This is a genomic window from Malacoplasma penetrans HF-2 (assembly GCF_000011225.1).
Taxonomy (GTDB): Bacteria; Bacillota_I; Bacilli_A; order Mycoplasmatales; family Mycoplasmoidaceae; genus Malacoplasma; species Malacoplasma penetrans.
Genome location: NC_004432.1, coordinates 57,908 through 70,437 on the forward strand (window position 1 = coordinate 57,908; position 12,530 = coordinate 70,437).

General features: G+C 26.1%; 13 protein-coding genes. 12 read left to right on the plus strand and 1 reads right to left on the minus strand.

All coding sequences use genetic code 4. The features are described from left to right. Positions 1-27: 27 nt before the first annotated feature. A complete protein-coding gene (locus MYPE_RS00235) occupies positions 28-939 on the plus strand; it encodes an ECF transporter S component (RefSeq protein ID WP_011076873.1) in 912 nt (303 codons plus the stop codon). A 54-nt stretch (positions 940-993) separates the two neighbouring features. Here the strand turns inward: MYPE_RS00235 and rpsT are convergent, their stop codons facing one another. Then, on the minus strand, positions 994-1,230 hold the full coding sequence (rpsT, locus tag MYPE_RS00240; protein ID WP_011076874.1) for a 30S ribosomal protein S20: 237 nt from the start codon (positions 1,228-1,230) through the stop codon (positions 994-996). 74 nt (positions 1,231-1,304) lie between these two features. On the opposite strand from rpsT, the gene MYPE_RS00245 reads away from it, so the two are divergent. The 11 genes from MYPE_RS00245 (at position 1,305) to atpA (ending at position 12,521) form a co-directional block, all read left to right on the plus strand. Then, positions 1,305-2,099 carry a DUF5385 domain-containing protein gene (locus MYPE_RS00245; protein WP_011076875.1) on the plus strand — a complete coding sequence of 265 codons (795 nt, stop codon included), beginning with the start codon at positions 1,305-1,307 and terminating at the stop codon, positions 2,097-2,099. Next, complete coding sequence (gene fmt, locus MYPE_RS00250) at positions 2,060-3,016, plus strand: methionyl-tRNA formyltransferase (RefSeq protein ID WP_011076876.1); 957 nt, start codon at positions 2,060-2,062, stop codon at positions 3,014-3,016. Before MYPE_RS00245 ends, fmt begins: the two co-directional genes overlap by 40 nt. A gap of 9 nt (positions 3,017-3,025) precedes the next feature. Beyond that, positions 3,026-4,828, plus strand: a complete 1,803-nt coding sequence (gene lepA, locus MYPE_RS00255) for a translation elongation factor 4 (protein ID WP_011076877.1) — start codon at positions 3,026-3,028, stop codon at positions 4,826-4,828. 109 nt (positions 4,829-4,937) lie between these two features. After that, positions 4,938-6,557, plus strand: a complete 1,620-nt coding sequence (locus MYPE_RS00260) for a CTP synthase (RefSeq protein WP_044891181.1) — start codon at positions 4,938-4,940, stop codon at positions 6,555-6,557. A gap of 10 nt (positions 6,558-6,567) precedes the next feature. Continuing rightward, positions 6,568-7,392, plus strand: coding sequence for a ribosome biogenesis GTPase YlqF (ylqF, locus tag MYPE_RS00265; RefSeq protein ID WP_011076879.1), 825 nt, complete (start codon positions 6,568-6,570; stop codon positions 7,390-7,392). 83 nt (positions 7,393-7,475) lie between these two features. Then, a complete protein-coding gene (locus MYPE_RS00270) occupies positions 7,476-8,009 on the plus strand; it encodes a hypothetical protein (RefSeq protein ID WP_011076880.1) in 534 nt (177 codons plus the stop codon). Between the two features lie 552 nt (positions 8,010-8,561). Next, complete coding sequence (locus MYPE_RS00280; protein WP_011076882.1) at positions 8,562-9,470, plus strand: F0F1 ATP synthase subunit A; 909 nt, start codon at positions 8,562-8,564, stop codon at positions 9,468-9,470. Positions 9,471-9,548: 78 nt separating this feature from the next. Next, entirely contained in the window at positions 9,549-9,785 is a 237-nt protein-coding gene (gene atpE / locus MYPE_RS00285; RefSeq protein ID WP_011076883.1) for an ATP synthase F0 subunit C, read from the plus strand. 21 nt (positions 9,786-9,806) lie between these two features. Continuing rightward, a complete protein-coding gene (locus tag MYPE_RS00290; RefSeq protein WP_011076884.1) occupies positions 9,807-10,394 on the plus strand; it encodes an ATP synthase subunit B in 588 nt (195 codons plus the stop codon). Between the two features lie 16 nt (positions 10,395-10,410). Beyond that, positions 10,411-10,977: an ATP synthase F1 subunit delta gene (gene atpH, locus MYPE_RS00295; RefSeq protein ID WP_011076885.1), complete on the plus strand. Its 567-nt coding sequence runs from the start codon at positions 10,411-10,413 to the stop codon at positions 10,975-10,977. Between the two features lie 2 nt (positions 10,978-10,979). Beyond that, a complete protein-coding gene (gene atpA / locus MYPE_RS00300) occupies positions 10,980-12,521 on the plus strand; it encodes a F0F1 ATP synthase subunit alpha (RefSeq protein ID WP_011076886.1) in 1,542 nt (513 codons plus the stop codon). Positions 12,522-12,530: the final 9 nt, after the last annotated feature.

The window sequence follows — 12,530 nt, forward strand, 5'->3', positions numbered from 1 at the left end:
TTGATTGATGAAAAATGAAGATGCCAAATGAAACAAATATTTACAATCAAAAAAGAACAAAGCAAAAACAGATTACTTTCATTTCTTTTTCCTTTGTATCCATTAAAAATTTTCTCTAGTGTTAATTCAATTGCAATCCTAGCAGTTTTAATAGCACTTAGATTAGTGTTGCAAAAGTTCTCAATTTTTATTCCAGCTTTTAGTTTATCTATTTCACTGGCTTGAACACCACTAATTATTATTGGATGAATCTATGGTCCTATTTTTGGTTTAGTTTCTGGGATAGTTACAGATAGTTTGGCATTATTAATGTCCAAATCTACATGGTTTTGATTGTATGCAATTCAAGAACCAATGTTAGGTTTAATAGCTAGTTTATTTGGGTATGCATATAGGTTATTAACTAATAAAAATAACCCAAACAAAATTTGATCCTTTATTTTCTTTCAAACAATCTTACTTATCTTCTCTTCTATTTGTATTTATATTTTGATTTTTAAAGTTTCTACAGACATTAGATTTGAAGGTAAAAGTTCATTGGAGAAATTCTTATATAGTAATTCCAAATGAGTCATATTATCATCCATCATATTCTTTGCAGTATGTATGGAAACATTAGCTTTAGTCTTTTTCAAAAAATTTAGTAAGAATTTTATTATGTGTGCTTTGATCATATCTTTAGTTTGCTCTATTTCAATTATCTTCTCATTTGTATTGGGACCAATCTCAGCTAATGAATATTATAAATTTATTCACAATGGAATAGACTCCCCTTACTTTGTTAAATATGGTGTAATCTTTTATTTAATTCCAAGAGCTATTAAAGAATCAATTAAAGCACCAATTCAAATTTATGTCTTAATTGTTTTAATTCCAATAGCAAATATTTATATCAACCAACTTAAGATGTCAAAATTCTTAAAGTGAAAAATAGGATAAAAAAATCTATAGAAATTAATCTATAGATTTTTTGTTTTATAAATAAACCTTGAATTATCTTGCTACATTTAAAGCTAATCTTGATTTTAATCTATCAGCTTTATTTTGTTTAATAATCCCTTTAGCTAAAGCAGAATCAATTTTTTTGTAAGCAAGACTCAAGTCCTTTTGTGATTTAGAAGCTTGTGTTTTTTTAATTTGAGTTTTTACAGCAGAAGTTTGAGAGTGAACTACTGTATGTCTTGCTCTGTTTTGCTTATTTCTTTTAAGGTTAGATTTAATATTTGCCATTATTTTACCTCTACATATAACACTATATTATAATATTATATTGTACTAAGTGTTTAATTAAAAGTTGGATTTTTATGAATAATAATTTTTTTATGTTACTTCTAATCATTGTCATTCCTATTGGAATTTGATGATGATGAAAAAAAAGAAAAAATGGACCTTCAAATAATGGTGGAGCAATCCAAAAAAGAAGAGAAGGTGATGAAGTTTGAAAAACTATTAAAGATTTTCTTAAGTCTAACAATGAAAAAGGAAAAGAGATAGTTGAATCATATGTTGCTAAAAGACCAGATCCAAATGTAGTAGACCGTACATTACCAAAGGATTTACAAAAGAAGCAAAAACTAGAAATTAAAGAAAATAAAAAGCTTGAACAAGAGAAAAAGAAAGAGCTAAAAAAAGAAGGAAAGACTTATCAAAAAGAAAAACCAAAAGAATTATATGTAGTTCTTTTTGTTACTAGAACTTCAAAAAACAATACTGAAGATAAGCCTAGAGCTATTGAGTGTGAAGTTAAAAATGTAAGAGTTCCTAATGGTAAGAAGAATCAAACTGAAAAGAAAATTGTAATCCTTGGAGAAAGAGATTATGAAACTGAAAGCAAATGAATTCTTCCTATTAAAACAGCAGAAGAAAATAAAATTAAAAAAGAATATGCTAAACAACAAAAATTCAAAAAATTAAACATTATAAAAACAGTTAAAGATAAAAAAATTAAAAACTTAGAAAAAGATCCAGAAAAATTAGAAATTTATAATCAAAAATTAAAAGAAAAAGAAGATAAAAAACTTCTTAAACAACAAGAAAAAGAAAAGAGAGAAAAAGTAAAATGGGAGAAAAAAGAAATAGTTGTAAAAACAAAAAAATAGTTTTTATGGGTACTCCTGAAATTGCTACTTATGCATTAAATGCATTATTAGAAAAATCTTTTGATGTTGTAGCTGTTGTTTGTCAACCAGATAAACCAATTGGTAGAAAAAAAGAAATTATTTTTTCTTCTGTTAAAAAATTAGCAATTGAAAAAAATATTAAGTTTTTTCAACCAAATAAAATTAAAGAAATTGAAAATGAATTAAAGGAATTAAATCCTTTTGCTTTTGTAACTTGTGCTTTTGGCCAATTTATTCCAGATTCTATATTATCTATCCCAGAATTTGGTTGTATTAATATTCATGCTTCATTATTGCCAAAATATCGTGGTGGTGCTCCAATCCACTGAGCAGTCATAAATGGAGAAAAAGAAACTGGTGTTTGTTTAATGAGAACAATTAAACAAATGGATGCTGGTGATGTTTATTGTTCTAGAAAAGTAAACATTGAAGAAAGTGATACAACTTCTACACTGTTTAAAAAAATGAATAATTTAGTTTATGACATTGTATTAAATGATTTAGAAAAAGTTTTTAATTTGGAATATCCACCAATAAAACAAGATGAATCTAAAGTTAGTTTTGCTTATAACATTTCAAAAGATGATGAAAAAATTAATTTTGAAAAAAATGCAGTTGAGATTGTTAACTTAATTAGGGGATTATCTGAAACTCCAGGTGCATATTGTTTTATTAATGATAAAAAAATGAAATTATTTAAAGCTGTTTCAACAAACAGTAAATCAAATAATGCACCAGGAACAATTAATAATATTTCAAAAGAAGGAATTTTAATTTCTACAAAAGATTTTGATATCTTAGTTAAAGAAGTTCAAATTGAAGGTAAGAATAGACAAGAAGTAAAAAATATTTTGAATGGTAATTCTGAAATCAAAATTGGAGTCACATTAAAATAAGGATAAACTATGGATAAAAAGTACATAAGAAACTTTAGTATTGTAGCTCATATTGACCATGGTAAATCTACCTTGTCAGACAGAATTATTGAATTCACAAATACTTTGACTACAAGAGAAATGAAAAACCAAATTCTAGATTCAATGGATATTGAAAGAGAAAGAGGAATTACTATCAAATTGAATGCTGTTCAATTGATTTATCACAATCCTAAAGACAACCAAGATTATTATTTTCATTTAATTGATACTCCTGGACATGTTGACTTTACTTATGAGGTATCTAGAAGTTTGGCTGCATGTGAAGGTGCATTATTAGTAGTTGATGCTTCTCAAGGTGTAGAAGCTCAAACCCTTTCTAATGTTTATTTAGCTTTAGAAAATAATTTAGAAATAGTACCTGTTATTAATAAAATTGATTTACCATCTGCTGACATTGATAGAGTGAAAAAGCAAGTAGAAGATACAATTGGCTTAGATTGTTCGAATGCACCATTAGTATCTGCTAAAACTGGTTTAAACATTAACCAAATTATGGAAGCAATTATTGAACAAATTCCTCCACCACTAGATTCTGATGATAATAAACCATTACAAGCATTAGTATTTGATTCATATTATGATGCTTATAAAGGTGCAGTTTGTTTAGTGAGAATTAAAAATGGACAAGTAAAAGTTGGAACTAAAATTAGATTTATGTCTAACAATGAAACTTTTATTGTTTCAGCTCTTGGGGTAAATACACCAAAGATTGTTAATAAAGAAGTATTGGTTGCTGGAGAAGTTGGGTGAATCGCAGCATCAATTAAAAATATTAAATCTATTAGTGTTGGGGATACTATTACAGATGATGCAAATCCAGCAACTACATCATTGCCAGGATATAAAAAGATATTACCAATGGTATATTGTGGTTTATATCCAATAGATAGTACTCAATATGAATTATTTAAAGAAGCATTAGAAAAAATATACTTATCTGATTCTTCTTTAACTTATGAATATGAAACATCACAAGCTTTAGGTTTTGGGATTAGATGTGGATTTTTAGGATTACTTCACATGGATGTAATTAGAGAAAGATTAGATCGTGAATTTAATATTGCTTTAATTGCAACAGCTCCATCTGTAATCTATAAAGTTCTTTTAAATGATGGGACTATTTTAGAAATAGATTCTGCTGCTAAACTACCAGACAAAACTCTTTATAAAGAAATCCAAGAACCATTTGCTAAAGCTGAAATCATTGTTCCAGATGATTTTTTAGGAAATGTTATGGAACTTTGTCAAAACTATAGAGGTGAATATTTAGATTTAGTTAATGTAGATAGCACTAGAAAAAAAGTAACCTATTTAATTCCATTAGCTGAAATTATGTACAGCTTCTTTGATAAATTAAAATCTTGTTCTAAAGGATATGCTACTTTAGACTATGAGATTTTAGACTATCGTAAACAAGATTTAGTAAAAGTAGATATTTTATTAAATGGCAATAAAGTAGATGCATTATCTACTATTATGCACCGTGAATTTGCAAGTGACCGTTCTAGAAAGATTTGTTTAAAACTAAAAGAGCACATACCTAAACATCAATTTGAAATACCTATCCAAGCTGTAATTGGTGGGAAAATTATTGCTAGAGAAACTGTATCTGCAATGAGAAAAAATGTACTAGCTAAATGTTATGGTGGTGACATTACTAGAAAGAAAAAATTATTAGAACAACAAAAAGAAGGTAAAAAAAGATTAAAAGCAATTGGGAATGTTTCTGTTCCTCATGATACTTTTGTTAAGATTCTTTCTGAAGAGTAAAAATTATCTTATTAAATTTATTAACAAACAAAAAAGACCTTTAAGAATTTAAAGGTTTTTTTCTTATAATATATATTAATTTTGTTATTATTTGGGGAGTTTATTAAATATGAGTGTGAAATTGAATGATAAAACAAAAATTTTAATTGTTACAGGTGGTGTATTTTCAAGCCTTGGTAAAGGTGTTGCTTGTTCAAGTTTAGGTGCAATGCTTAAATGTTTTGGTCAAGAAGTATTAATTATGAAGTTTGATCCTTATCTAAATGTGGATGCAGGAACTATGGCACCAGGTCAACATGGTGAAGTTTTTGTAACATTTGATGGTAGAGAAACAGATTTAGATATTGGTAATTATGAAAGATTTTTAAATATTAACTTACCCAAAGAATCCAATGTAACTGCTGGAAGAGTTTATTATGAAACTATAGCTAAAGAAAGAGATGGTAAATTCTTGGGTGCAACTATTCAAGTTGTGCCTCATATTACTGAAGCTATTAGTCAAAAAATAATTTTATTATCTAATAAATACCAACCAGATTTTTTAATAGTTGAAGTTGGTGGAACTGTTGGAGATATTGAATCTATTCCATTTTTAGAAGCAACTAGACAATTGCAAGCAAAATATCGTTCTCAAGTAATGTTTATTCATACTGTTCCTTTAATTGAATTATTAACAGGAAGTGATTTGAAAACTAAACCATTACAACATTCAGTAAAAGATTTAATGTCAGCTGGAATTTTCCCAAATTTATTATTAGTAAGATCTAAAGATGCAGTATCAAATAAATTAAAAGAGAAAATAAGTTTAACAACAGGTATTGAGAATGAAAACATTTATTCATTAATCAATTTAAAACATATTTATTTATTGCCTGAGTCTTTAGAAAACCAAAAAGTTCAAAATTCTATTTTTAATTTCTTTAAAATGGAAGTTCCAAACAGAATTGGATACAAACACTGAGATACTTTCACTTCTTTAATTAAAGAACCTAAAAAATACAAAGCAAGAATTGCAGTTGTTGGAAAATACTCTGATTCTCCAGATGCTTATTTATCAATTATTTCAAGTTTAGAAATTTCTTCATTCTATTTAAAAACAGATCTTTCTATTGAATTTATTAACTCTTCTTCATTAAATGAAAATAATATCTCTGAATTAAGTGAGTTTGATGCAATTTTAGTACCAGGTGGATTTGGTAAAAGAGATATAGAAGGTAAAATTTTAGCTATTCAATATGCTAGAGAAAACAATATTCCATTCTTTGGAATTTGTTTAGGAATGCAATTAGCTTCTATTGAGTTTGCTAGAAATGTTTTAAAAATGCATGATGCTGATAGCACTGAGTTCAATGAAAATACAGCAAACCCTATTATTACTATCCTTGAAGGGAAAAATAGAGAAACTAACTTAGGTGGTACTTTAAGATTGGGTAACTATAACTGTGAATTAAAAGATGGTTCTAAAATATTGGAAATATACAAAAGAAAATCAATTGTTGAAAGACACCGTCACAGATATGAATTCAATCCTAAATATATGGATATTTTTGAAAAACATGGATTTGTTTTTTCGGGAATCAATAAAGAAAATAATTTAGTTGAAATTATTGAGCTAGAAAATCATAAATTCTTTATAGCTGTTCAATTTCACCCAGAATTTACATCTAAAATTTTAAGTCCAAACCCTATTTTTTATAGTTTTTTAAATGTTTCTAAAAAACCAATTTAATTACTAGAATATGGAAAACGAAAAAAAGATTAATTGGTTTATTGGACACATGAAAAGAACAGTTGATATTCTTGAAAGTAAAAAAAAGAATATTGACTTTGTGATTGAAGTAGTTGATGCTAGACTTCCTTATGGTTCATCAAATCTTGAATTATTAAGTGTGTTTGAAAATAAACCTATTATTAAAATTGCTTTAAAGAGTGATTTAGTTAAAAAAGATCATTATCAAAATGGTTTTTTTTATGCTTCTATTAAAAATCCTGCTGATAGAAAAAAAATAATTAATTACATTGATTCTTGTTTAAAAGAAAAAAAAGATAGATTAATTAAAAAAGGGTTAAGAAATCCAACTTTTATAGGTATTGTTGTGGGTTTACCAAATATTGGGAAATCTTCTTTAATAAATTATTTATCAAATAAAAAATCTTTAAATGTAGAAAATAGACCAGGAGTCACAAGGAAAACAGAAAATATTAAAATTTCTGATAGTTTATTTTTAATTGATACACCAGGTGTTTTTTTAAAGAATGTAACAGATTATCAAATGGGTTTAAGTTTGGCTTTAATTAACTGTGTAAAAAGAGAAGTTGTAGATAAAAAGGATTTAGTTTTATTTTTAATAAGCAAATTTATTGAAAATAATAATTTAAATTCTTTTAATGAAACACTTAATACAAATATTAATAGTAATAATCCAAGTGAAGTTCTATCTGAGTTGTTAAAGGTCTTAAAAATAGATGAAGATAATAATCAAAAGATCAGTGTCTTTTATGATTTTGTTTTCAAAAAAACCATAGATAATCCTAAAATTAGCTTATTTTTAGAAAAAATATAAAAAATTTTACTGATTTTTTATGACATTGCCCCATTTTTTTAACATTAATATAGTGTAATAACATAAAAAATGGAGATAAAAATATGAGAGACATATTATTATATTTTGCTGTTAAATACAGCGGTTGCTGAGAAAGAATTTATCAAGCTTTCGCAGAACGTGAAGTTACTAAAATTGATGAAATCAATAAAGTAAAAAGTGAGAATCCAGATAATTGGATTGCATTGATAGATGAAAATTACCCAGAGGAATTTAAATATGTAATTAAACCTCCTTTTGTAATTTTCTTAAAAGGTAATAAGAAATTATTATCTAGGTTTAAAAATAAATTTGTTATGCTAAATAATTTTTATGGTGATGCCAATTTAGATTGAGTTAAAAAAGACTTTAATAATGATGAATGAAAAGAAAAAATCAATAAATCAGTATTTATGATTGACTACACCAACAAAGATATCATTGAATCTCTTTTAGAATTAAATGCTAATATAATTGCTGTTAATACTAAATGTGATGAAGATATAAAAAAAGAAAAGTTATATAAAAGCATAATAAAAAGCAACAACCTAGTAATTTCATATGGTCTTAAAAATCTAAATGAACAACTTTTGAATTAGTTTAAAAATAAGTAAATTAAGTTTTTAATTTACTTATTTTTATTTTTCTTAAATTTAAGATATTTAAAATTAATATAATAATTAGTATAAATTTTTGTTATGAATTTAAAAATCTTTTCAACCCCTAAATTTTCAATATTATTTTATAGTTTATTTTTTACTTTATCTTTGGTGATTGCTTTTATAATTGGATTCACTTATCAAATCCAATTTTTATATTCATACTTAATTAATGTTAGCTTTATCATATTAGCTATTGTCTTAATATTATCTTTGGATAAAAAATTATTATTAACTTTTATTAAGAAAGAAAGTTTACCTAGAAGAAAAAAAATCCAATTTATTTTTACTTGAAAAATAAAATGGATTTCTTTAGTTTTGCTTTTTGTTTGTTCAATTATTTTAATTAGTCAAAAAATTATTTTTATTAATAATTTCGGTTTGTTGTATAGTGCTATAATCTTAATTATAATTCTAATCATTTCAGAGATTTTAAAGCTTATTAAGCTAAGATACATAGATTTAGAATAAGACAGAAAGGAGGCGGAAATAATGATTAGTGATGGAACTAATAGTGTTATTACTACTCTTCAAGCAAGCTCTGCTTTTAGTGATTGAAAACCTTTTGAATATAGATCAGAAATTACTTCAATTATAGTAATAACAATAATCATGACACTTGTTTTGGTTTACTATAACTTTTCAATGAAAAAACTTGATCCAAATAAACCACCAAAGGGAATTGCTTTTTTTATATTCAATTTACTAGGCGCTTTTAAAACATTAGTTTATGAAATTATGGGTAAAGAATTTATTAAGTTTACCCCATACATATTTACAGTCTTTTGTTATATCTTTTTATGTAACATAATTAGTGTTGTTGGTTTTGAAAATCCTACAGCATTAACAACAGTTACATTTGCATTAGGATTATTTACTACACTAGGAACTATAATATTAGGAATTAAATATCAAAAAAGCAGTTTTTTTTACAAGTTTCTTTTCAAGTTTTATATAAAAACAAAATCAGGCAATAAAGTGATGATTCCTTATTTCTTCAATCCTTTTGGAATCACAGACATTATCATGCCATGAATTTCCATATCTTTACGTCTTTGAGCTAATATAATGGCTGGAGCTCTTATTCTTGGATTATTTTATGCATTACCAATGGTGATGTTTAGGAGAGACCCAACTGTTTTAGAACCGGGGCCTGAAGTAATTTTATTTTCTCTTTTTGCAGTTCCATTTCATGGATTTTTAGATTGGTTAGTTGGTTCTATTCAGGCATTTGTATTTGTGGTACTAACATTATGTTATTGAAGTGGAAGCACAGAACCTGAAGAAGAATCACAAGTGAAGAAAATTAAAAAGAAGTCACCTTTATCTGAACTAAAAATGTCTGCAGAAAAAAGAAATCAATCTAATGTAGATTTGATAAATGTAAGTACAATAGAATAATTTAAGTTAATTTTTAAAAGTTATATAAAATATATACATTGAGTCAATTTTTTAAATAATTATTAAAGGGAGTAAACAATGAATATTACAAATCAAGGTTATGCATTTATAGGTGCAGGTTTAGCAATGATTGCTATTTTAGGTGTTGGTATTGGTCAAGGATGAAGTGCTGCAAAATCAGTAGAAGCAGTTGCTAGAAATCCTGAAGTTGTATCTAAAATTAGAAGCCAATATATTTTATCTGCTGCAGTTACTGAAACTGGGGCACTTTATTGTTTTATTATTGCAATATTATTAGTTTTTGTTGCAAGATAGATTTTAAGTTAAGGAACAGTTATGGAAACAATTAACAATGTGTTTGATAGTGTGATTTCTTTACAATCAGCTATTCCAGACAACAGTCAAATAATTAATCAAATTTTTCCTAATGTCTATGTTTTAATTGCACATGTAATTTCACTTATTTTCTTATTACTTTTAGTTATAAGATTAGCTTGAAAACCTACTAAAAGTTATATTGAAGCAAGAACAAAAGAAATTCAAAGAAAAATGGAAGCTGCTGAAAAGGCTCAATTAGAAAGTGAAAAAAATCTTCATATTTCTAGAATAAAACTTTTGGAATCTAAAAACACAGCTGCAGAAATTATTGAAAATGCAGAATTAGATGCTGAAAAAACTAAGAAAAAAATAGAAGCTGTTGCACTAAACAAAGCTAGTCAAATTGAGAGTGAAGGTTATTCTAAAATTAAGAAACAAGAACTTGAATTAGAAAAAAGAAAAAACTTAGAAGTTTCAAAACTTGCTCTAGAAACAGCTGGAATTTTTTTATCTAAAAAAATAGATGAAGAAGAAAACAAAAAAATAATTGATGATATTGTTAATGACTTAACAGCAAAATTAGAATCATCTTCAAAGGAAAAATAAATATCGAAGGTGGATTATGGAAGAGAAAAATCATATTGATCATTACGCTAATGCTTTATATTCAATTTGGTTAGAGTTGGATAAAAAGAATAAGATTATCTTCACATCTTCTGCTAAAGATATTTATTTTTCTTTAAAGAACAATTATGAGATGGTTCATATAATTGATTCAAATATCATTAGCAAAGAAGAGAAAACAAAAATTTTAAATAAGATTTTTTTTGATTTATCAAAATCAATTTCAAATATTTATTTAAAAAATTTTTTATTTGTTTTGAATGATAATAATTTTTTTAAAAGAATCTTAGAAATTTTTATTTCATTTTTTCAAAAACTGGATGAACACCAAAATTTCTTATTTATTAGAATCTATTCACCTTTTGTAGTGGAAAAGAAATTATTAGAAAAAATAGAACATCTTTTTTCAATCAAAACAGGGAAAAGAGTAAGGTATGAAAACATCATTGATAAAAGCTTAATTGGTGGGATGAAAATCATGTTTGGTAATGATGTATATGACTATTCAATTAAAGGCAAAATAGATCAAATTAAATGGAATATAGAAAACAATAAGGAGGTATAAAAATGTCAATTAATTTAGATAAATTTTCCAATATTATAAAAAATCAAATTAAAGAATATCAAAACAAAGCTTTGTATTCAGAAATTGGTAGAGTTATTAATGTTGGAGATGGAATTGTTCAAGCAAGTGGTCTTTCAAATGTAATGCTTAATGAACTAGTATTATTTGAAAATGGATCATATGGGATGACTTTAAATTTAGAAGCAACAACTTGTGGTATTGTAATGCTTGGAAAATTTGAAGATATCAAAGAAGGTAGTATTGTAAAAAGAACTAAAAATGTAGTTGATGTTCCAGTAGGAGATGGATTACTTGGAAGAGTAATTGATGCCATGGGAAATCCAATAGATGGTAATGGCGAAATCAAATATGATAAGAAAATGCCAATTGAAAAAATTGCTCCTGGTGTAATGGCTAGAGCATCAGTTTGTGAACCTTTAGAAACAGGAACTTTAGCAATAGATTCTATGTTTCCTATTGGTAAAGGACAAAGAGAGTTAATTATTGGAGATAAGCAAACTGGTAAAACTACTATTGCAATTGATGCAATAATTAATCAAAAAGGTAAAAATGTTAAATGTATTTATGTTTTTATTGGCCAAAAGAATTCTACTATTGTTCAATTCATTAATACATTAAAACAATTTGGTGCTTTAGAATATACAACAATTGTAGCTTCATCTGCATCTGATCTTCCATCTTTAAATTATTTAGCACCATTCACTGGAATAACAATTGCAGAAGAGTGAATGTCTAAAGGTGAAGATGTTTTAATTATTTATGATGATTTATCTAAACATGCAATTGCTTATAGAACCTTATCTCTATTATTAAGAAGACCTCCTGGTAGAGAAGCTTATCCTGGTGACATTTTTTATTTACACTCAAGATTATTAGAAAGAAGTGGAAAAATTAATAAAGAAAATGGTGGTGGATCAATCACTGCATTACCTATTATTGAAACAGAAGCTGGTGATATTTCGGCTTATATTCCAACTAATGTAATTTCAATTACTGATGGTCAATTGTTTATGTTAACTAATTTGTTCAATTCAGGACAAAGACCTGCAATTGATGCTGGGTTAAGTGTTTCAAGAGTTGGAAGTTCTGCTCAAATTAATGCTGTTAAAAAAACTTCAGGATCTTTAAAATTAGAACTTGCACAATATCGTGAATTAGATGCTTTTTCACAATTTGGAAGTGATTTAGATAAAGAAACAAAAGAAGTTTTAGAGCATGGTAAAAAAGTAATGAAATTGATTAAACAAGATAAGAACACTCCTTTTTCTCAATCGTTAGAAGCAATTTTACTTTTCTCTATTAAAGAAAAATATATTAGATGAATTCCTGTTGATTACATTGAAGATTTTAAAGAAAAAATAATAAGACATTTCAAACAACAAAAAACCATCTTAGAAACAATTGATCAAACTAAAGATATTTCACAAGATTTGTTTGTTCAAATTAAAAATGAATTTAACTCTTTAATTACCTCTTATATCAAAACTATTCCAGACTATAACTTAGATTTTGTAGGCTTATAAGGTGTAATG